Origin of the sequence: Micromonospora sp. NPDC049089, assembly GCF_040648775.1 — a bacterium.
In the GTDB taxonomy this organism is placed as follows: domain Bacteria; phylum Actinomycetota; class Actinomycetes; order Mycobacteriales; family Micromonosporaceae; genus Micromonospora.
In genome coordinates this window covers 16,528-37,571 of record NZ_JBEZEH010000041.1, presented here as the reverse complement: position 1 = coordinate 37,571, position 21,044 = coordinate 16,528, and the positions used below count along the sequence as shown (strand labels likewise).

17 protein-coding genes are annotated in these 21,044 nt (G+C 71.7%); 14 read left to right on the top strand and 3 right to left on the bottom strand.

The genetic code is table 11. The features are described 5' to 3' along the window. From AB0B48_RS10205 to AB0B48_RS10190, 4 genes are all read left to right on the top strand, one after another. On the top strand, nucleotides 1–823 hold an 823-nt coding region (locus AB0B48_RS10205; RefSeq protein ID WP_357198710.1), incomplete at its 5' end, for a DUF559 domain-containing protein. Continuing rightward, nucleotides 820–1,533 carry a hypothetical protein gene (locus tag AB0B48_RS10200; protein WP_357198707.1) on the top strand — a complete coding sequence of 238 codons (714 nt, stop codon included), beginning with the start codon at nucleotides 820–822 and terminating at the stop codon, nucleotides 1,531–1,533. The genes AB0B48_RS10205 and AB0B48_RS10200, both read left to right, overlap by 4 nt. After that, the gene (locus tag AB0B48_RS10195) at nucleotides 1,530–4,775 is read left to right on the top strand and encodes a DUF87 domain-containing protein (protein ID WP_357198705.1); all 3,246 of its coding nucleotides are present in this window, start codon (nucleotides 1,530–1,532) and stop codon (nucleotides 4,773–4,775) included. The genes AB0B48_RS10200 and AB0B48_RS10195 overlap by 4 nt, the downstream gene beginning before the upstream one ends. 9 nt (nucleotides 4,776–4,784) lie before the next feature. Beyond that, the gene (locus AB0B48_RS10190) at nucleotides 4,785–5,117 is read left to right on the top strand and encodes a putative quinol monooxygenase (protein WP_357198703.1); all 333 of its coding nucleotides are present in this window, start codon (nucleotides 4,785–4,787) and stop codon (nucleotides 5,115–5,117) included. A gap of 50 nt (nucleotides 5,118–5,167) precedes the next feature. Here AB0B48_RS10190 and pdxY read toward each other — a convergent pair whose 3' ends face one another. The 3 genes from pdxY to AB0B48_RS10175 all read right to left on the bottom strand — a co-directional run bounded on the left by pdxY (nucleotide 5,168) and on the right by AB0B48_RS10175 (nucleotide 8,159). Beyond that, nucleotides 5,168–6,019, bottom strand: coding sequence for a pyridoxal kinase PdxY (pdxY, locus tag AB0B48_RS10185; RefSeq protein ID WP_357198700.1), 852 nt, complete (start codon nucleotides 6,017–6,019; stop codon nucleotides 5,168–5,170). A gap of 177 nt (nucleotides 6,020–6,196) precedes the next feature. After that, nucleotides 6,197–6,991, bottom strand: a complete 795-nt coding sequence (locus tag AB0B48_RS10180) for a serine protease (RefSeq protein ID WP_357198698.1) — start codon at nucleotides 6,989–6,991, stop codon at nucleotides 6,197–6,199. A gap of 151 nt (nucleotides 6,992–7,142) precedes the next feature. Beyond that, nucleotides 7,143–8,159 carry a LacI family DNA-binding transcriptional regulator gene (locus AB0B48_RS10175; RefSeq protein ID WP_357198696.1) on the bottom strand — a complete coding sequence of 339 codons (1,017 nt, stop codon included), beginning with the start codon at nucleotides 8,157–8,159 and terminating at the stop codon, nucleotides 7,143–7,145. Between the two features lie 254 nt (nucleotides 8,160–8,413). Here AB0B48_RS10175 and AB0B48_RS10170 point away from each other — a divergent pair, with 254 nt between their 5' ends. The 10 genes from AB0B48_RS10170 to AB0B48_RS10125 all read left to right on the top strand — a co-directional run bounded on the left by AB0B48_RS10170 (nucleotide 8,414) and on the right by AB0B48_RS10125 (nucleotide 21,006). Then, nucleotides 8,414–10,768, top strand: coding sequence for an AbfB domain-containing protein (locus AB0B48_RS10170; RefSeq protein WP_357198693.1), 2,355 nt, complete (start codon nucleotides 8,414–8,416; stop codon nucleotides 10,766–10,768). A gap of 462 nt (nucleotides 10,769–11,230) precedes the next feature. Further along, nucleotides 11,231–12,523 (top strand): cytochrome P450, encoded by a 1,293-nt coding sequence (locus AB0B48_RS10165; protein ID WP_357198689.1) that lies wholly within the window; start codon nucleotides 11,231–11,233, stop codon nucleotides 12,521–12,523. A gap of 263 nt (nucleotides 12,524–12,786) precedes the next feature. Next, nucleotides 12,787–13,269, top strand: coding sequence for a helix-turn-helix transcriptional regulator (locus AB0B48_RS10160; protein WP_357198687.1), 483 nt, complete (start codon nucleotides 12,787–12,789; stop codon nucleotides 13,267–13,269). Nucleotides 13,270–13,519: 250 nt separating this feature from the next. Beyond that, nucleotides 13,520–15,919 carry a nitrate- and nitrite sensing domain-containing protein gene (locus tag AB0B48_RS10155; RefSeq protein WP_357198685.1) on the top strand — a complete coding sequence of 800 codons (2,400 nt, stop codon included), beginning with the start codon at nucleotides 13,520–13,522 and terminating at the stop codon, nucleotides 15,917–15,919. A 16-nt stretch (nucleotides 15,920–15,935) separates the two neighbouring features. After that, the gene (locus AB0B48_RS10150; protein WP_030490280.1) at nucleotides 15,936–16,340 is read left to right on the top strand and encodes a roadblock/LC7 domain-containing protein; all 405 of its coding nucleotides are present in this window, start codon (nucleotides 15,936–15,938) and stop codon (nucleotides 16,338–16,340) included. Nucleotides 16,341–16,393: 53 nt separating this feature from the next. Continuing rightward, complete coding sequence (locus AB0B48_RS10145) at nucleotides 16,394–17,587, top strand: ABC transporter substrate-binding protein (protein ID WP_357198683.1); 1,194 nt, start codon at nucleotides 16,394–16,396, stop codon at nucleotides 17,585–17,587. Further along, complete coding sequence (locus AB0B48_RS10140) at nucleotides 17,584–18,480, top strand: branched-chain amino acid ABC transporter permease (RefSeq protein WP_357198680.1); 897 nt, start codon at nucleotides 17,584–17,586, stop codon at nucleotides 18,478–18,480. The genes AB0B48_RS10145 and AB0B48_RS10140 overlap by 4 nt, the downstream gene beginning before the upstream one ends. Beyond that, on the top strand, nucleotides 18,477–19,496 hold the full coding sequence (locus AB0B48_RS10135; RefSeq protein WP_357198677.1) for a branched-chain amino acid ABC transporter permease: 1,020 nt from the start codon (nucleotides 18,477–18,479) through the stop codon (nucleotides 19,494–19,496). Before AB0B48_RS10140 ends, AB0B48_RS10135 begins: the two co-directional genes overlap by 4 nt. After that, complete coding sequence (locus AB0B48_RS10130) at nucleotides 19,493–20,236, top strand: ABC transporter ATP-binding protein (protein WP_357198674.1); 744 nt, start codon at nucleotides 19,493–19,495, stop codon at nucleotides 20,234–20,236. The genes AB0B48_RS10135 and AB0B48_RS10130 overlap by 4 nt, the downstream gene beginning before the upstream one ends. Then, the gene (locus tag AB0B48_RS10125; protein WP_355010079.1) at nucleotides 20,236–21,006 is read left to right on the top strand and encodes an ABC transporter ATP-binding protein; all 771 of its coding nucleotides are present in this window, start codon (nucleotides 20,236–20,238) and stop codon (nucleotides 21,004–21,006) included. Before AB0B48_RS10130 ends, AB0B48_RS10125 begins: the two co-directional genes overlap by 1 nt. The last annotated feature ends 38 nt before the right edge of the window (nucleotides 21,007–21,044 follow it).

The window sequence follows — 21,044 nt, the reverse complement described above, 5'->3', positions numbered from 1 at the left end:
GCTTGGGTGGGGGGGGGTGACGCCACGCCCGCCCCTCCCCCCCCCCCGCTCCCGGCACTTCGGCCCGTTCCTGGCCGACCTCGCCGAGCGGGGGCTGCGCGGCCCGCGCCGCCCCGCCGGCCGGTCCCGCTTCGCCCCGGGGGTACGTGCCGCCGGGCTCGCCCGGGTGATCTCCGGCGCGTACGACCGGGAGAGCTGCGTGCTGGTGGTGGCCCTGCCCGACCTGGACGCCGACGCCGAGCGGACGCTGGTGGCCACCGCCGAGTGGCTCGTGCGGCACGGTGGCTTCACAGTGTGGTTGGCCGGCGGGCCGTTGCGCCACGCCGACCGGGTGCGCGCGGTGCCGATGCCGGTGCCGTCGCGGTTCACCGGTCTGGCCGGCACTACCGAACGGCTCCCGGCCACCGCCGCCGAGCCGGAGTCGACGGTGCTGGCCTGGCCCCCGATCGCCGGCGTACCCCGCGGTGACAGCCCCGCCGAACAGGCGTTGGAACGCGCGCTCGCGCCGCACGACTGGGCGCGGGGCCGGCTGTGGAACCAGACCTACGAGTGGCACGTCCTGGCCGCGGCGTACCGTCTGGATCTGTTTTGGCCCACAGAGGGTCTTGCGGTCGAGGTGGACGGCCCGGAGCATCGTGGGCGAATCGCTTTCGCCAACGACCGGCGGAGAGACGTGCAGCTGCAACTCCTCGGGCTGGACGTGCTCCGCTTCACCAACGAGCAGGTGCTCACCGACGCGCCGGCGGTGGTCGACGGGATCCGTCGGCTGCTGGTCCGGCGACGTGCGGGCGGCACGCACCCCCACGGAGATGAGACATCATGACGAGCCCGGCGGACGTCCCGCACCTGACGCCGAACCAGATCAACGCCCTCGTGGTGCTGATGGTCGAGGCACGCCGACTCACCAACGTCGAGCTGAAAGAGCTGGCCGGTTTCACACTGACCGGCAAGGACAACACGAAGCTCGTCGACCTGGGCCTGGTCGACACCGATCGGACGCACCGGCCGTTCGCCCACGAGCTGACCGAGCAGGGCTGGCGGGTGGCACGTCAGCTGCACACCGCCGCGCCGCCGAAGGCGGGTGGCTCGACGACCCGGTCCCTGTTCGTCGTCCTGTCCAACCTGCACCGTTCGCTGGACCGGCTCCGGGTCAGCCACGGCGACTTCTTCAAGCAGACCGGGGCAACGGCCACCGTCAACGAGCCGCGACCCGAAGCACCGGCACCCACTGTGAGGGCGACCGCCGCACCGGCGGCACCGGTGTCCGCTGCGGAGGTGGAGGCACTGGTCCGCTCGGCGTACCGGGATCTGGCCACCGCGCCGGGCGCGTGGGTCGGCCTCGCCGACGTCCGCGACCGACTCGCCGACACCGACCGGGCCGCCCTCGACGCGGCGTTGCGGGCGATGGTCGGCCGAGAGGACGTCCGCATCATCCCGGTGGCGAACACCAAGTCACTGACCGCACGGGACCGGGCTGCGGCCGTGCGCATCGGGAACGAGGACAACCACGCCCTGGCGATCGGCCCGGCATGATCTCGGAAGACCATCGGGCCGCGCTGGACGCGGTCAGTCTCAACCCGGCGGTCACCCCGGACGACGTCTGGCGACCCAGCCCACACAACGTGCCGGAGCTGCACGAGAAGGTGGCCGCGGAGATCCTGCGCGGGGTGGCGCGGGCCCGCACCGACGACACGAGCATGCCGCTCGGCGTGGCCATGCAGGGCCGCGCGGGTGCCGGCAAGACGCACCTGCTCGGGGCGGTCCGCGAACGGATCCAGGGCGACGGCGGCTACTTCTTCCTGGTCGACATGGTCAGTGGCAAGACGTTCTGGGAGAGCGTGGCCCTGGCCCTGGTGGAGGGGATGGGCCGCCCCCACGTCGGCTGGGGCACCCAGTTGAAGACCTTCCTGCGTCGACTCACCCCCCAGCTCGGCCTGCCGGTGGAGGTGCGCGACGCGGTCGCCGGCACCCGACCGGTGACCCGTGCGCACCTCGACACCTTCATCTGGGCGCTGCGCGAGCGCGATCGGGAGGTCGGGCGGGACGCGCAGGACACCGCTCGGGCGCTCGTCCTGCACGGCGCCATCGACTTCGAGGCACAGGACGTCGGTTACGCCCACCTGATCTCCGAACCGGGTGACCCGGTCGCACGAGCGGCGTGGGGACTGAGCGCCGCGATCCGCACCCCCCAGCAGGTCGTGCAGGACATCTCCCGGCTGATGGCCCTGACCCTGGACCCCACTGTCATCGCCGTGGACCAGCTCGACACGCTGTTCGCCCAGACCAGCACCTCACTGCTCAACCAGCATCAGGGTCTGGAGGACGGCCAGGCCAAGGTGCTCGGCCCGATCGCCGACGGCCTGCTCAAGCTCCGCGACATCACCCGCCGCACGCTGGTCGTCGTCTCGTGCCTGCCGGACACCTGGGTGCTGATGACCCGCACCGCGCCCACCCCGGTCGCCGACCGCTTCCGTACGGCGCACCTGCCGGACCGGATCCCCACCCCGGAGATCGGACAGGCCATCGTGGCGAAGCGCCTCGCCGCCGCCTACGCGGGAATGTACTTCGGGCCACCGCACCCCACCTGGCCGATCGCCCCCGCCGCCTTCGCCGACGCACCCACCCTGACGCCACGCGCCCTGCTCCGACGGGTGGACCGCCACATCGCCTGGTGCCGTGATCGCGACGACGTGATCGAGCTGGATCGGCTCATCGACGGCGCCGACTCGACGCCGACCGTCAGCACCGCCCGTGGCGCCTCCGCCGATCCGACGACGGACGAGCGCCGCCTGCACGAGTTGGACGCGCGGTTCGTCGAACTGGTCGAGGCCGCGGACGTGTCGGCCGCAGTCGACCCGACGGGCGAGGACGAGCACATGCCGCCGCTGCTCGCCGCCGGCCTCGCCGCCTGGATCGCCGAGCAGGCGCCGACCGGCGCCACCTACAAGTACGATCCGCCGCCCGGCCGTAAACCCGCGCTGCACGGGCGGCTCATCGAGGTGCTCGACGAGGCCACCGAGAACGAGGCGCACTGGTGCTTCCGGGCCATCGCGCACCCCAATGCCATCGCCGTCACCGCCCGGGTCAAGGCCGCCTGCACCCTCGCCGGGTTGGACCGGGACCTGCCACAACGGCGGCTGATCCTGCTGCGCAACGGTCCGTGGCCGACCGGGAAGCGTACGACCGAGGTGTTGACCGGCTTCGACGCGGCCGGCGGCCTGCGGTGTGCCGTGTCGGAGGCGGACCTGCGGGTCTTCGCGGCCCTGCGGGTGATGGCGGCCGAACCGTCCACGGCCCTGCAGGAGTGGCTGGTGGCCCGCCGTCCGGCCAGCGGCACCGAACTGTTCCGCGCGGTCCTGCCCGGGCCCGACGGGACGCGCGGCGGCGCCCAGCCGCCGACGCCCGACGACGAGCCGCCGTCCGGTGGTCCTGAATCTGACCCGTCGCAGGTGTCGGAGGCCGACGCTCCCGCCGATGTGTCGACCGGTGCGGTGGCCGAGCCCATACCCGCTGACCAGGCCGACCTCGTGGTCGGCGAGGGCGGTCGGGCGGTCGGGCTGGGCCGGACCGTCGACGGCGCTCACCCCTTCACGGTTCCCCTGGAGTCGCTGCGTCGCCACGCCGTCGTGTTCGCCGGGTCCGGCTCGGGCAAGACGGTGCTGATCCGCCGGCTGGTCGAGGAGTGCGCCCGCGAGGGGGTCTCCGCGATCGTGCTCGATCCCAACAACGACCTGGCCCGGCTCGGCGACCCGTGGCCCGACCCGCCGGCCGGCTGGGGCCCCGGCGACGCCGAACGCGCCGCCGACTACCTCGCACACACCGAGGTGGTGGTGTGGACGCCCCGGGTCACCGCCGGTCGGCCGCTGAGCTTCCAGCCGCTGCCCGACTTCACCTCCCTGCGGGACTGGCCCGACGAGTTCGACCAGGCCGTCCGCTCCGCCGTGGAGGCGCTCGCGCCACGGGCGGGCGTGGACCGCTCCGGCCGGCTCGCCCAGCAGGGCAAGGCCGTGCTCACCGAGGCACTCCAGGCGTACGCGCGGAGCGGGATGGTCGGCCTGCCCGGCTTCACCGAGTTCCTCACCGATCTGCCCGAGGGGGTCAGTCGGCTGGCCCGTGCCGGGAAGCTCGCCGAGGAGTTGGCCGAGGCGCTCAAGGCGGCGATGGTCACCGATCCGCTCTTCGGCGGGGTCGGCGCGCCGGCCGACCCGGGGTTGCTGCTGACGCCGTCGGCGGGGAGGCGGGCCCGGGTTTCGGTGATCAGCTTCGTCGGCCTGACCTCCGACCAGGAGCGGCAGAGCTTCGTCAACCAGTTGCAGATGGCGCTCTTCGCGTGGATCAAGCGGCACCCCGCCGGTGACCGGCCGCTGGGTGGGCTGTTCGTGATGGACGAGGCGCAGACGCTCGCGCCCTCGACCGGCACCACCGCCTGCACCGCCAGCTCGATCGCGCTGGCCTCGCAGGCCCGCAAGTACGGGCTCGGGCTGGTCTTCGCCACCCAGGCGCCCAAGGGTCTGCACAACCAGATCTCCGGCAACGCGACGACGCAGTTCTTCGGGCTGCTCAACGCGCCGGCGCAGATCGACGCGGCCCGCCAGCTCGCCGAGGCCAAGGGCGGGCGGCTGCCGGACATCGGCCTGCTCAACAGCGGCGAGTTCTACGCCGCCGGGGAGGGGTTCTCGTTCGTGAAGGTCCGTACCCCGCTGTGCCTGACGCACCACCCGAAGGCGCCGTTGACACCCGAGGAGGTCGTCGCCCGTGCCCGCCCGGCTGGGTAGCCTGGGGCCATGATCTTCATTACCGCCAAGTTCCGGGTCCTTGCCGAGCACGCCGACCGGTGGCCGCAGATCGCCGCCGAGTTCACCGAGGCGACCCGGGCGGAGCCGGGCTGCCTGTGGTTCGACTGGTCCCGCAGCGTGGACGATCCCACCGAGTACGTGCTGGTCGAGGCGTTCCGCGACGACCAGGCCGGCGGGGCGCACGTACAGTCGGCGCATTTCCGCGCGGCCCAGGAGACTCTGCCGCCGTACCTGGCCGAGACCCCGCGGATCGTGAACGCCACGGTGCCGCAGGAGGACTGGTCGCTGCTCGGCGAGATGGCCGTTCCCGAGGGCCGCTGACCGCCACCGGTCCGCGACCGTCGGCGACGCAGCCGGTCCGGGACCCGCCGTCAGCGCAGACGGCGGGCGGTGAACCGGGCCGGCGGGTCGGCGATCACGTCCTGCGCCGCGATCAGCTGGATCTCCCGGGTGCCCGCCGCGAGAGTGGCCTCGAGCACCGCGTAGACGGAGGCGATGGTGCGTTCCAGCGCGGTCGCGGGTGAGCCGGTCGTCCACAGGTGGGCGAGGTACAGCGCCGCGGTGACGTCGCCCCCACCGTTCGGGTTGATCGGCAGCAGCGGCGTGGTCACCGCCCAGGCGCCCTCGTCGGAGACCGCCACCACCTCCAGCGAGTCCGGGGGCAGGTCGCCGTGGAGCACGCTGGTCACCAGGACGTGCCGTGGCCCGGTCGCCCGCACCACGTCGACCGCGTCCAGCACCTCGGCGAGCGAGTTCGTGGTGCGACCGGCGAGGAAGTCCAGCTCGAAGTGGTTCGGCGTGATGATGTCCGCACGGGGCACGACGGTGTCCCGTAGGTACTCCGGAATCCCCGGCCGGACGAACATGCCCCGGCCGGCGTCGCCCATCACGGGGTCGCAGCAGTACACGGCGGCCGGGTTGGTCGCCTTCACCGTCGCCACCGCGTCGAGGATCACCGCGCCCACGGCCGGGTCGCCCTGGTAGCCGGAGAGCACCGCGTCGGCGCTGCCGAGGACGCCCCGGTCCTCGATGCCCGCGATCACCTCGGCCACGTCCGACGCCGGGAGCATCGGGCCCCGCCACGCCCCGTAGCCGGTGTGGTTGGAGAAGTGCACGGTCAGGACCGGCCAGACCTCGTGCCCGAGGCGTTGCAGCGGAAAGGCCGCCGCCGAGTTGCCGACGTGACCGTAGGCGACAGACGACTGGATGGACAGGATCTTCACCGGCCCATCATCGCCGCTGCGGAGGACGGCGCACTGACGGCCCGCCGTTTCTGTCGGGTGGCCCACTCGCCGCCCGCGCGTCGGGACGGCACGGACGGGCGACCCGGACCGTGTCGTCCGGGCCGCCCGAGCGGTGGCGGGGCGACCAACGCGCTGGGTGGCCGTCCCGTCGTACGGTCAGCCGCCGAGGCTCGCCGCGGCCGAGGCGATGGACGAGGCGAAGTAGCTCACCTGGGTGTAGACACCCGGGTAGTTGGGCCGGGCGCAGCCGTTGCCCCAGCTGACGATGCCGACCTGGATCCAGGCGTTGGAGGCGTCGCGGCGGAACATCGGGCCACCCGAGTCGCCCTGGCAGGTGTCCGTGCCGCCGCTGGCATAGCCGGCGCAGATCTCCTGGGCGGGAATGAGATCCCCGCCGTAGTTGGCGTTGCAGGTGGAGTCGCTGACGAACGGCACTGTCGCCTTGAGCAGGTACCGCTGCTGGCTGCCGCCCTCGCGGGCGGCGCCCCAGCCGGCCACGGTGAAGGTGCCGCTGTCGTACGCGGTGGTGCTGGCGATCGGCAGCGTGCTCAGTCCGGTGACGGGGCTGGCCAGCCGGATCAGCGCCCAGTCGCGGCCGGCGCCGTTGTAGCCGGGGGCGCGGTAGACGTAGTTGGACCGGACGGTGATCCGGCTGGACGACTGGAGGTCGACCGTCCCGAGCGTCGCGGTGATGCTGGTGTTGGTGCCGGTCGCGCCCACGCAGTGCGCCGCGGTGAGCACCAGCCGGGGGCTGTACAGCGCCCCGCCGCAGCCCATCGAGAGACGGACCATGAACGGGAACTCGCCCTGCGCGGCGCGGGTGCCACCGACGACGTTCGGCGTGATGGGGCTGTCGGCCGCGGCGGCCGGCGCGGTGAGGGTGAGGCTGGCCGCGGTCACCGCGGCCAACGCGGTGGCCAGCAGGCCAGTGAGGGTACGCCAGCGAACCATGCATTCCTCCGCATCAGGATGGCACGCCTCGTGAGCGCACCGCAGTCGAGATAGCGGTCATCATATTGAGGTCTGTGGATCTAGCGGGTCATCCTCTCTGGGTCGTACCACCGGCGGTATGGATCTCGCACGGCGCGCGGGCGACCGGTGGTCAGGCGTCCGGCGTGCCGGTGCTCTCCCGGCGGAGAAGCCGGAACGGTGTCTGCACTGTCAGCGGCCCCGCGACCTCCGCGCCCTCGATGCGGGCGACGAGGCGGCGCACCGCGAGACGGCCGATCTCCCTCTTGTCCGGGGCGATCGTGGTGAGGGTCGGGGCAGTGAACCGTCCCTCCTCGATGTCGTCGATCCCGACCACCGCGACGTCCTCGGGCACCCGGTGACCGGCCTCGGCCAGCGCCCGCAGCGCGCCGATGGCGACCAGGTCGTTGTAACCGAACACCGCGTCCGGCGGATCACCGAGGGCGAGCAGGTCACGCATGGCGCGCATGCCGTCGAGCCGACCGAACGCGTCGGTGCGGGCCACCAGCCGTTGTCGGTACGGCAGGCCGGCGGCCGCCAGGGCCTCCCGGTAACCCCGGACCCGCAGGTGGGCCGACTGCCGGTCACCTCCCGGCGTGGCGCCGATGAACGCGATCCGGCGGCGGCCGATCGCCACGAGGTGCCGGATCGCCGCATGGCTGGCCGCGACGTTGTCGATGGCGATGTGGTCGTGTGGCACGTCGTAGACGCCCTCGCCGATCAGCACGAGTGGGCTGCCGGCCGACCGGGCCAGCACCTCCTCCCGGCCGATGCGCACCGGGCTGAGGATCAGGCCGTCGATGATGCGCTGTCGCGAGCCGTCGAGGAGCGCCATCTCCGCCTCCCGGTCCGCTGCGGTGTTCTCCATGACGAGCGTGTAGCCGAGCACGGCGGCCTCGGAGATGGCGATCTCGGCGAGCTCGGCGAAGTACGGGTTGGTCAGTTCCGGGACGGCCAGGGCGATCAGGCCGGTACGGCCCCGACGGAGGTGCCGGGCGCCGAGGTTGGGGCTGTAGCCGAGTTCGTCGATCGCCTGCTGCACCCGCTGTCGGGTCCGCTCCCCCACCGGCCGGTACCCGTTCACCACGTTGGAGACCGTGGCCAGCGAGACACCGGCGCGCTGGGCGATGTCCTTCAGGTTGACGCCCATCCCCAACCTTTCGCGAATTCGACAGGCGGGCCGACCGGACATTGATGAACAGGCATTGACGGGAGGGTCGGCGCGGCTCTATAACGTTATACAGGTGATGATGGATGTCAATATTCCGCCGCCGTTGGCGCGTGGAAATCCCACCGACATCCGTCGCTGACGCCCGTCCCCCGTCAATGACCACCCGATGCCCACCACCCACGCGCTTCGGGCCTGGCTGCACCGCCCGCGGCGACTCGCCCCCCGGAGACGGCATGACACGTCACGTCCCCATCCGCCCCGCCCTGCCACTGCTGCTCATCCTCACCCTGGTCGCCGGCGTCCTCACCGCGCCCGCCTCGCCGGCGTACGCCGCACCGGCCAAGACGCCACCACTGACCACCCCCTGGACCAGCCAGGCCCTGACCGGCACCCCACTGCCCGAGTACCCGCGACCCCAGATGACGCGGCCGGACTGGCTCAACCTCAACGGCGAGTGGCAGCTACGCCAGTCGACGACCGACGACGCGCCGCAGTTCGGCACCAACCTGCCCGAGCGGGTCAACGTGCCGTTCCCGGTGGAGAGCGCCCTGTCCGGCATCCAGCGGGCCGCCAACGACAACCGCAACTACCTGTTCTACCGACGCACCGTCACCATCCCGGCGAACTGGTCGGGTCGGCGCACCCTGCTGCACTTCGGCGCCGTCGACTGGCAGAGCACCGTCTGGGTCAACGGTGTCCGCGTCGGCGCGCACACCGGCGGCTACGACGCCTTCACCTTCGACGTGACGCCCCAGCTCACCGCCGGGACGAACGAGATCGTCGTCAAGGTCTGGGACCCCACCGACACCCGGCAGAACGGCAGCCTGCCCGCCATCGGCAAGCAGACCAAGACACCCAGCGGGATCTTCTACACCCCCAGCTCCGGCATCTGGCAGACGGTCTGGATGGAGCCGGTGCCCGCCGCCTCGATCAGCAGCGTGGACGTCTACCCGAACCTGAGCAACAACACAGTGCGGGTCCGGGTCTTCACCCGGGGCGACGTGAGCGGCCACAGCGTGCTCGCCGAGGCGCTGAACGGCACCACGGTGGTCGGCTCGGCCACCGGCGGCTTCACCGACTTCAGCGTGCCGGTGCCCAACGCCCGCCGCTGGTCACCCGACGACCCGTTCCTCTACAACCTCCGGGTGACAGTGCGCGGCACCACCGGCGCCACAGTGGACCGGACCACGCACTACTTCGGCATGCGGGAGATCACCACCGGCCTGGTCAACGGGGTGCTGCGTCCCAAGCTCAACGGCCAGTTCGTGTTCCAGGTCGGCACCCTCGACCAGGGCTTCTGGCCGGACGGGCTCTACACCGCGCCCACCGACGCCGCCCTCGCCTTCGACCTTCAGAAACACAAGGACCTGGGCTTCAACATGGTGCGCAAGCACATCAAGGTCGAGCCGCAGCGCTGGTTCTACCACGCGGACCGGCTCGGACTGCTGGTGTGGCAGGACATCCCGTCGCTGACGGCACAGGACGTCAACCCCACCGACGCCCAGCAGGCGCAGTTCGAGGCCGAGGCACGCGAGATCGTCGACGAGCACCGCAGCTCACCCGCCGTGATCGCGTACACGCCCTACAACGAGGGCTGGGGCGAGCGGTCCCTCGCCGACACCCGGCGGGTCGCGCAGAACATCAAGAACCAGGACCCGACACGTCTGGTCAACCCGCACAGCGGCCACAACTGCTGCCAGTCCCTCGGCAACCCCGGCAACGGCGACATCGACGACTGGCACGTCTACCTCGGCCCGGACTCGCCCGTACCGTCGAGCAGCCGGATCGCGGTGCTCGGCGAGTTCGGCGGCCTGGGCCTGCACACGCCGGGCCACGAGTACAGCCCGAGCGGCAGCTTCTTCGCCTACGAGTGGCAGTCCAGCTCGACCGCCCTCACCGACCGGTACGTGGGGCTGGTGCAGGGCACCCAGAACCTGATGCTCGGCAAGGGGCTCAGCGCCTCGATCTACACCGAGATCACCGACCTGGAGGGTGAGCTGAACGGGTTCCTCACCTACGACCGCCAGGTGATCAAAATGGACCAGGCGCGCGTACGCGCCGCCAACACCGCCCTGATCAACGCCTCGAAGACCATCGGCAGTTCGGCACCCGTCGCCCTGCCCGTCAACACCCGCCGGTCGTTGCAGGTGACCACGCCCGGTTTCACCAACCGCTACCTGCGTCACCAGGACAGCCTGGCCTACACGGAGGTGGTCGACGCCGCGAGTTCCAGCCTGCTCAAGGCCGACGCCACGTACACCATCAGGCCCGGCCTGGCCGGTTCCGGTTGCTTCTCGTTCGAGTCGGTCAACTTTCCCGGGCAGTACCTGCGCCACCAGAACTCCCGGGTCCGCAACTCGCCGGACGACGGCTCCGCGCTGCTGCGCGCCGACGCCACCTGGTGCGCCCGCACCGGGCTGACCGGCACCGGCATGTCGCTGGAGTCGTACAACTTCCGGGGCAGGTACCTGCGGCACTACAACGCGGAGGTCTGGCTGAGCAACGGCGCCGGCGGCGACGCGTACAACACGCCGACGTCGTGGACCGCCGACAGCACATGGAACATCGCCACCCCGTGGGCGCCCTGACCGCTGGGCACTGACCGGCCGTCACGACGAAAGAAGGGCGGGGGTTCCGGCGTGGACCGGAACCCCCGCGAGGCGTGGACGGTGTCGCGGGCCGACTCCGCCGAGGCGATTTCATCAGCGCCAGGGTCTTCGGCACGGTCGGTGACCGGGCCCCGGCGTCACTCCTCGTCTCGGGTGTCGTTTCCCCGATCATGAGCGAAAGCGGCGAGTTGATTGCACCGCCCGGCCGGGTCGGCTTCAGGGCAAGGACCGAGCCGCAACTTGCATCCGGCCAGATTCACTCGGCTGTTGCAACACGCAATTATGCCGACCAATAAATAGACGATAAGCAATCTTGACTTGTACGGCCGACCAGCGCACCGTAAAGAGCCAGAGGCAGATGCACGCCATTATCGGCCAGACTGAAGTGGATCGCCAATGGGGCGCTGCCGATTTCGCGCCGCGTGCACCAGGAGGCTTTCCATGCGGTTGAATCCGTTTACCGGGGTCTATCTCGCCGATCCGGCGAGCATGTGGCGGCGCATTCTCGACGATCCTGCCGGGGTGCACTACGCCGAGGATCTGGGCCTGTGGCTGATCAGCCGGCACGCGGACGTCCGACGGGCCCTCGCCGACGCCACGACATTCGCCAACGCCCTCACCCTCGCCCCGGTCTACGAGGTGTGTCCACCGGCGCTGAACGTCATCATGCAGATCGACGCGCCACCCACGACGGCCGCGGCGGACCCACCGACACACCCGCGTACCCGGCGGGCCCTACGGGCGACCTTCGCGAACACCGCCGAGCGGGTCGAGGCAGAGTACGGCGCGATCATCCGACGCCGGGTCGACCAGTTGGTGTCCCGTCTCGCCGCCCGCCAGGGCGACCAGGTCGACCTGATCCCGGAGTTCGCGACCGAGCTTCCCCTGCTGGTGGTCCTGGACATCCTCGGGGTGCCCGACGCCGACATCGGGCGGATCCGGAGTTGGGCGGACGGGCAGATCGCCCTCATCTGGGGGCAGCCGGACCCGGCCGAGCAGGTACGCCTGGCCCAGGACCTGCTGGAGTTCTGGCACTACTGCGAGGATCTGGTCCGCCAGCGGGTGGACAGTGGACACCGGGGCGAGGACTTCATCAGCCGCGCCCTGGACTACCGGGACGACGACGACAGCGTGCTGACGGTGCCCGAGGTGGCGAGCCTCGCCTTCAACCTCCTGGTCGCGGGCCACGAGACCACCGCCGGGTTGCTCGCCCACGCCCTCGACCAGGCCCTCTCCGCTCCCCAGCGCTGGTCGGCGATCACCGCGGACCCGGGGCTCGTCCCCGCCTTCGTGGGTGAGACGCTCCGGTTCGCGCCCGCCATCGACGGCTGGCTGCGGGTGACCACCCGCGATGTCACGGTGGGGACGGTGACGATCCCCGCCGGGGAGCGTTGCCTGCTGTTGATCGGCGCGGCGAACCGGGACCCGGCGGCGTTCCATGATCCGGACCGGTTCGACCCACACCGGGCCGATGTGGGTAATCACCTGTCGTTCGGCCACGGTCCACATTTCTGCATCGGCGCGGGACTGGCGCGACTTGAAGCCATAATCGCCCTCAGCCGACTCGCCGAAGCCATTCCCGAGCTGAGGTTGTCACCGGAGCAACATCGGTCGTACAAACACAATGTCGCGTTTCGTGCGCACCGCACGCTGCTCGCGATAATCGACGTCCCGGCGCCCACCGACGTGCCGGCGGCACGGAACGGCACGACGGCCGAAGTGCGCGCGGGCTGAGCGGGCACCGGCTCCAGCGGTGCTGACCTGCGGACGGGTCGAGGGTGGGGTGGGTCGGCGTCGGCCCGTTTCACCCGGCGCGCCTCAGCGCCAGCGCCGGGTCCGGCGAGAATCTTTCCGGCTTTTCCCGACGATCCATGCCGGTGAACGTCTTCACACCCATCGCTTCCTGGGTTAAGAATTGCCCTCTGTGAATGTTCGGCTCATCGGCCAATCTCGATCTGGCGTCCGCCGCTGAATGTCCGTTCCACGAAGGTGAGCGCATGGAGCACACGTCCCCGTCGAGCTCGGCCCACTCTGCGGCCAGTCAGCGGTTCCGACGGGAGTTGCGCGACTGCCGCGTCCAACGGGGTCTGACCCAACGAGCCCTGGCGGACCTGGTGCGGTTCAGCCGGGAGACGGTCGCGGCGGTCGAGTCAGGTCGCCGGTTCGGCAGTCACGAGTTCGCCCTGCGCTGCGACGACGTGCTCGGCACCGGCGGCCAGTTGGCCGCGCTGTGGCCGCAGGTCGCGGCCGAGCAGTTGGCGGCCGACGGTCGCCGAGGCCCCCGCGCCCCGGAACCGGCTCGACTGGATCAGCAGGTGCCGCGCCAGCACGGCCGGCGCGACGCGCGCGACCCGGGCGCCGTGGTGGACGCGATCGACGAGCTGCGTGAGCTGATCGGCCAGGTGCTCAACGGTCAACCCGAACCGGATGAACCGGAGCGGCGGCACCCGTCGGCCGAACCCCTCGACAACCAGCGCTGACCCGACGAGCCAACTCGACCTCGCGGCGTCACCGGCCGCTGACGTTGGGTACAGATGCTGGTACGGGCAGTTTGTACCACGGCCAGGTCTGGTCTATGAGCGCGGCTTCCGGCCGAATGGGACTTGCATTCGGCAACGTGCGGATAGACCGTCATCGAAGTCGTGGGAGTCAATCTTGGCGTCGAGCACCCGGTCCCACGCGGCCAGACCCTACCCGACCCGCCGACGCGGTTGGAAGATAGCCGGCCGGATGCGGCTCATCGTCGCGGCCCCGCTCGTCGCCGTGATCGGCTTCGCCGGTCTCGCACTGACCGAGAGCGCCCGCCAGACGGCCCGCGCCAGCGACCTGCAGGTCCTGGCCCAGGTCGGTGCCGAGGCCGGTGACCTGGCCTACCGCCTCCAACGCGAACGCATCGCCGCCGCCGACCTGCTCACCTACGCCCGGCCGGAGCAGCAGGACACCTTCGGCGTGGAGATGGCCGCCACCGATGACGCCGTCGCCCGCTACCGCGGGCAGCGTGACCGACTGGCCACCGACAACGGCACCAGCTCGGCTCTCCTGCGGCGCATCGACGCCGCCCTGGACGGCCTCGCCCCGCTGCGCACCCAGGTGCGCACCGCCACGCACGCGTCGGTGTCGGCGATGACCTTCAGCTACCGCATCGCGATCGCCGACCTCATCAACTTCCGGGAGAACGTCTCACACGGCGTGGTGGACGCCCCACTCGCCGACGGGATCCGGGCCTCGGCGGCGCTGTCGAAGACGGCCGAGGCCATCGGTCAGCAACAGGTGGCCGTGCTGCGCGCCGTCGCGGGCGGCGAACTGACCCCGGCCATGCAGCAGGACATCACCGCCGCCCGCACCAGCTACACCGAATCGAGCCTGTCGTTCCTGGCCCTGGCCCCACCCGACTGGAGCATCTGGTGGGAGCAGGCCGGCACCGGCAAGGAGGCGCTGGCCCTGCAACGGATGCAGGACGAGGTGGCCCGGGCCCAGCCGGGGTCGCAACTGAAACTGGAAACCGACGACTGGGTGTCCACCACCCAGACGCGCGCCGCCCGGCTGGCCGACCTGCGCGCCCGGGTCGACAACGCGGTCCGCGACGACGTTCGGGCGGCGCACGCCGACCAGCGCCGCCGCGCCGTCGCCGAGGCGGCCAGTGTCCTCCTGGCCCTGATCCTGACCGCGTTGGTGACCTGGGCCGTCGCACGGCAGATCACCCGACGGCTGCGCCGGCTGCGGGACGCGGCCAACGCCGTTGCCTTCGAACAGCTCCCCGCCGTGGTGGCCCAGCTCCAACAGCCCGGCAGCGCCGCCGTCGACCCACACAAGCTGGCCCATCAGCAGTCCAGTGCCGCCCTCGAACCGTCCAGCGACGACGAGATCGGCGAACTGGGGCAGGCGTTCAGCGCCGTGCACCAGGCCGCCGTGCGGACCGCCGCCGAACAGGCCGTCATGCGCGCCAACACCGCCGACATCTTCATCCACCTGAGCCGCCGCGAACAGCGACTGGTCGACGCCGTCCTGGCCCAGGTCGACCTGGTCGAGCGGGACGAAACCGACCCCGACCGGCTCGACCAGCTGTACACACTGGACAACCTGGCAACCCGGATGGGCCGGATCAACGCCAGCCTGCTGGTGCTCGGCGGTGTCGGCGTGGGGCGCGCACGCCAGCGCGACGTTCCGCTGCAGCAGGTGCTCCAGGCAGCGCTGTCCCAGATCGAGCACTACGCACGGGTCCGACTCGGCATGATCGACGGGGACGTCGCGGTGGCCGCCAAGACCGTCGACGAGGTCGTGCACCTGCTCGCCGAACTCATGGACAACGCCACGACGTACTCGCCGCCGGGCAGCGAGACCTGGGTGAGCGGCCGAAGTCTGGGAGACCGCGTCATCGTCCAGATCAGCGACGAGGGCGTGGGTCTGTCCACGCAGCGGATGCAGCAACTCAACGAGCTGCTGGCGCACCCGCCGGCCATCGACGTGGCCGCCGTACGGGCGATGGGGCTGGTCGTCGTGGGCCAGCTCGCGGCGCGGCTGGGCGTCACCGTCCAACTGCGACGCGGCCCCCGACGCGGCATCCTCGCCGAGGCGACACTGCCCGCGGCGATCATCCGGTCGCTGCCACCGGAGGAGTACCTGCTCGCACCCGGCCGGCTGTCGCGGCGGGCAGCTCGCACACCCAGCCCGCCTCCGCCGTACCAGCCGCGCCCCGAGCCCACCGCCGGCCGCCCACCGACCGAACGAACCCTGCCGGCCGCGCCGGTCTTCCGACCGGCTCCCCCACCGCCGGACCGGGGTGACGCGCCCACCGAGGAGCTGCTCATCTTCGAACAGGTCAACCACTGGTTCCAGAACGACGTCGTCGACGGCCAGAACGGCCAGAACGGTCAGCAGTGGTCCAGTCCCGCCGACGACGCCTGGCGTACCGCCGCCCAGGCCCACACCCCCGAGGTCGCCACGACCACCAACTCCGGCCTGCCCAAACGCCAGCCGCAACGGCACCTCGTGCCTGGCGGTGTGACAGTGCCCCAGCAGCAGCAACGGTCCGAGTACCGCGACCCGGCGCAGGTGGCCACGGCGATGGCCGCGTACGCGCGGGGCGTGGCCAACCGACGGCGCACCCCGATCAACCTCGGAAACAAATGACGCGACAGGAGAGCACGTGACCGACCAACAGGATCTCGGCTGGCTGCTGGACAATTTCGCGGCGCGCGCGACCGAGGTCAGCCACGCGATCGCCATTTCCAGCGACGGCCTGATGGTGGCCGCCACCCGCGACCTGCCACCGGACCGGGCCGACCAGTTGGCCGCCACGGGTAGCGGGCTGGTCAGCCTGCTGCGGGGGGCGGCGGCCTTCTTCGACGCCGGCGCGGTGATCTCGAACGTCACCCAGCTCGAGGGCGGGTTCATGTTCTCCATGGCCTTCAACGACGGCGCCTCGCTGCTGGTGCTCGCCGCGCCCGAGTGTGACGTGGGCAAGGTCTCCTACGAGATGACCGAGCTGGCCAACCGCATCGGGGACGCGCTGACCCCCGCTGCCCGGGCGGCGCTCGCCCGCAGCCGCTGACCACCCCGGCGCCCCCACGCCGGAGACCCCTTCCCCTTCCTCTGGAGTTAGACATGCCTCTCACCACGCCTTGGCGCAGCCGTGCCCTCACCGCCGCGCTGCTCGCCGCCGTGCTGACCACCAGCACCGCCTGCGGCGACGACGCTCCGGGCACGAGCGCCGGCGGCTCGATAAAGATCGGCCTGCTCGCGTCGCTGTCCGGGACGTACCAGGCTGTTGGCACGGAGATCCGCGACGGCTTCCAGCTCTACCTGGACACCCACGACGGCAAGTTGGGCGGCCGGCAGGTCGACCTCGTCGTCGCGGACGAGGGCAACGGCGCGCAGACCGCCGTCCCGGCCGCGACCAAGCTGCTCAAGCAGGACCGGGTGTCCGCGCTCACCGGCATCGTCGGTGGCGGCTCGGTCGCCGGCGTCACCCCTCTGCTCAACGAGACGAAGGTGCCACTGGTCGGCTCCAACGGCCGGCCGGAGCTCAAGGACGTCTCCCGGGTCTGGCACACCTCGTACCTCTCCGACGAGCCCGGGGCGGCGATCGCCCAGCACGTCCGCGACAACGTCAAGGGCTCCGTGTACGCGATCGGCCCGGACTACCAGGGCGGTTGGGACGAGCTGCGCGGCTTCACCGACGCCTTCGGCAAGATCGGTGGGAAGCTCGCGAATGCCGACGGCAAGACGACCTTCACTCCATTCCCGGCCACCACCAACTTCCTGCCGTACTTCGCCCGCATCAAGGCCTCCGGCGCGGCGGCCGTCTACACGTTCTACGCCGGCAGCGCCGCCGTCGACTTCGTGAAGCAGTACGCCCAGTCCGAGATCAAGGACATCCCGTTGTACGCGGCCGGGTTCCTCACCGAGGGCGGTGTGCTCAACGCGCAGGGCGAGGCCGCCCGGGACATCTACTCGGTGCTCAACTACTCGCCCGACCTCGACAACGCGGAGAACCGCGCCTTCGTGGCCGCGTGGAAGGCGAAGCACGACGGTTCGCCGACGACCTATGCGCTGGCCTCGTACGACGCGGCGGCGGTGCTCGACCGGGCGATCGGCGCGGCCGGAAACGACCCGACCCCCGAGGCCATCAATACGGCCATCGGCCAACTCGGCCAGATCGCCAGCCCGCGTGGCACCTGGCAGTTCTCCACCACCACGCACTCTCCCGTGCAGAAGTGGTACCTGCGGCAGGTCCGCCAGGACGGCCGAGCGCTGTCCAACACCGTCGTGGGCGACCTCGCGACCGTCGGCCGGTGATAGTGGTGGCGGCCGGCACGAACCGGATCGACCCGTACCTGATCCCGGCGTTGGACGGAGTCGCCTACGGGCTGCTCGTGTTCGTCGCCGCCTCGGGCCTGGTCTTCTGTTTCGGCGTCGCCAACATCCTCAACCTGGCGCACGGCCTGCTCTACGCGATCGGCGGGTACACCGCGGCGGCGATGCTCGACGGCGGCTGGGCGAGCCTGGCGTTGGCGCTGACTGTCGGTGTGCTGGCCGCCGCCGCGACGGGGGTGCTCCTGGCCGGCCTGCTCACACCGGTCGCCACCGGCAATCACCTGAGTCAGGCGCTGCTGACGTTCGGGGTGGCGCTGGCCGGCGGCAGCCTGCTCGTCGCCGGCTTCGGGCCGGACAACCCGCAGGTTCAGGTGCCCGCAGCCCTGGAGGGGTCGGTGATGGTCGCCGGTCACCGCTACGCCGCGTACCGGTTGGTCTTCATCGTCGTCGCGGCGGTGCTCGCCGCCGCCCTCTACCTGGTGGTGCGACGCACCAGGGCCGGGATGCTGGTCCGGGCGGCGGTCGACGACCCGGAGATGGTCGCCTGTCTGGGCGTGAGTCCGGCACGGATCCGGGCCGGTGTGCTCGCCGCCGCCGGCGCGCTGGCCGGCGCGGCCGGGGTCCTGGGCGCGCCCATCATCGGCCCCGGCACCGGCACCGCCGACACGGTGCTGCTGCTCTCCCTGGTGGTGGTCGTCCTCGGCGGTCTCGGGTCGATGGCGGGCACCCTGCTGGCCGCGCTCGCGATCGGCGAGATCCAGACGTTGGGCGTGGCGCTGCTGCCGTCCGCCGCGCCGTTTCTGCTGTTCGCGGCCATGGCGGCCGTGCTGGCCGTGCGGGCGCGTGGCCTGGCCGGCAGGTGGAGAGCGGCATGAGGGGCGAGGTGATTCGGCGAGTTCGAGGCGGCGTCGCGGCGCTCGTCCTGGTCGGCCTGGTCGTGGCGCCCTGGGTGGTCGACGACTACACCACGGCGATCCTCGCCCGGACGCTGGCGCTGGCAGTGGTCGGGGTGAGCGTGGCCCTGCTCACCGGCGTCGCCGGCATGCCCACCCTCGGCCAGACCGCGCCGTACGCGGCCGGCGCCTACGCCTGCGCCGTGGTCGGCAGCCGGGTCTCCGATGTAGGCGTCGTGCAGCTCGTCGTCGCGGCGGCCGCCGGGGCGCTGCTGGCCGCGCTCACCGTGCCGCTCGTCGTGCACGCCCGCGGGGTGATCGTCCTGATGATCACTCTGGCCATCGGTGAACTCGTCGTCATCGTCCTGGGGCGGTGGCGGTCGGTGACCGGTGGCACGGACGGGCTGGCCGGCATCCCCGCGGTCCGCCCGTTCTGGGGGCTCCCGGCCCTGGCCAACGACCAGGCCCGTTACCTGTACGCCCTGGTCGTCGTGGCCACGCTGGTCGGCGCGGTGCTGGTGCTGCTGCGTACCCGGGCAGGGTTGGTGCTGCGTGCCGGCCGCGACGACGAGACGCGGTTGCGGGCCAGCGGTCACCGGGTGGCGTTGCACCTGTCCGGCGCGCACATCGCCGCCGGAGCCATCGCCGGCGCCGCCGGCTCGCTCCTGGTCGTCGCCCAGCAGTACATCTCCCCCGCCGACTTCGGCTTCGACACCTCAGCGCTGCTGCTGCTCGGTGTCGTCATCGGTGGCACCGCCTCGGTGGGTGGCGCCCTGGTGGGTGCGGCGTTGGTCATCGCCGTCCGGGACTGGCTGTTCGGGGTGCTGCCCGGCCATGCGCCACTGGTGCTGGGCGTGCTGTTCGTGGCGACTGTCTACCTGCTGCCCACCGGTGTCAACCGGGCCCGGGGTCGGCTGCGCCCACCGGGCGCCGCGACGCCACAGCCGGACCAGCCAGCCGCCCATGACCAGGCCGAGGTTGCGGAGCTGCACCGATGACCGGCCTGTTGGAAGCCCAGAAAATCAGCGTGCGGTACGGCTCGCTCGCCGCACTCGACGGCGTGGACCTGTGCATCCACGACGGCCAGCGGCACGCGTTGATCGGCCCGAACGGGGCCGGCAAGACGACCCTGCTCAACGTCCTCGGCGGGTCCACCCGGCCGCAACGCGGCAGCGTGCGGTTCGACGGACGGGACGTCGGTCGACTCGGCCCGGCGGCCCGGGCCCGGCGGGGCATCAACCGTATCCACCAACGACCGGCGGTCTTCCCGACGCTCACCGCGACGGAGAACGTCGTGGTGGCCGCGCTGCCACGGATCATTCCGGGCGGCCGGTGGTGGCCGGGCGGCCGCCGACGCGCGGCACAGCGCCTGGCCGGTCCGCTGCTGGAGCAGATGGGGCTCAGTGCCGTCGCGGCGGTGCCCGCCGGGCACCTCGCGCACGGGCAACGACGCCAGTTGGAGATCGCGATGGCGATGGCCGGTCGCCCTCGCCTGCTGCTCCTCGACGAACCGGCGGCCGGGCTGTCCGCCGTCGAGGTCGGCCGGCTGGTCGAGGTGCTCCAGGCGCTGCCCAGGGCGGTCGCCGTGTTGCTGGTCGAACACCGACTGGACCTGGTGTACGCCCTCTCCGACACGGTCACGGTGCTGCGCGACGGTCAGACGTTGGCCGCCGGCACACCGGACGAGATCCGTACCTCGCCGCTGGTGCGGCAGGCCTACGCCGACGGGGTGGCCTGATGCTCACTGTGGATCGTCTCTGCGCCGGCTACGGCGGGGGAATCGTCCTGCACGAGGTCAGCCTGCGGGTACGCCCGGGCAGCATCCAGGCCGTGGTGGGCCGCAACGGGGCGGGCAAGAGCACGCTCGTGCACACCATCGCCGGGCTGGTGCGGGCGTCCAGCGGTCGCATCGAGATCGGCGGCGTGCACGTCGCCGGCCGACAACCGCATCGCATCGCCCAGTCCGGCGTCGGTCTCGTCCCGCAGGGCCGACGGGTCTTCTCCCGGCTGACAGTGGCCGAGCACCTGCACCTGGCAGCCGCGCCGTGGCGGGCCCCCACCTCCGGCGGCGAAGGCTGGACGGTCGCCCGCACCCTGGAGTTGCTGCCGAGGCTGGCGGTGCGGCTGCGGCACCGCGGCTGCGAACTCTCCGGTGGCGAGCAGCAGATGCTGGCGATAGCCCGTGCGCTGCTCGGCCAACCCCGGGTGCTGCTGCTCGACGAACCGTGTGAGGGGCTCTCGCCCGATCTGGCGGCGCGGGTCCGCGAACTCGTCAACGGTCTCGCCGCCGACGGCCTGACAGTGCTGCTCGTGGAGCAGCAACTCCAGTACGCCATCGAGCTCGCGGACCGGGTGGCGGTGCTGGAGTACGGCCGGGTGGTCTACGACCGGCCGACCGCGGAGGCCCGCCGCGATCCGGCCCCACTGGCGGCGATGTTGAGCGTCGCCGCCGTTGCGCCGCCCCCGGCCAACCGGGCGACCCCTCGGCTCTGGGCCGACACCCCGTAGTCACCCGACCATTCTCGAGTCACCCGACCCTCCACGGA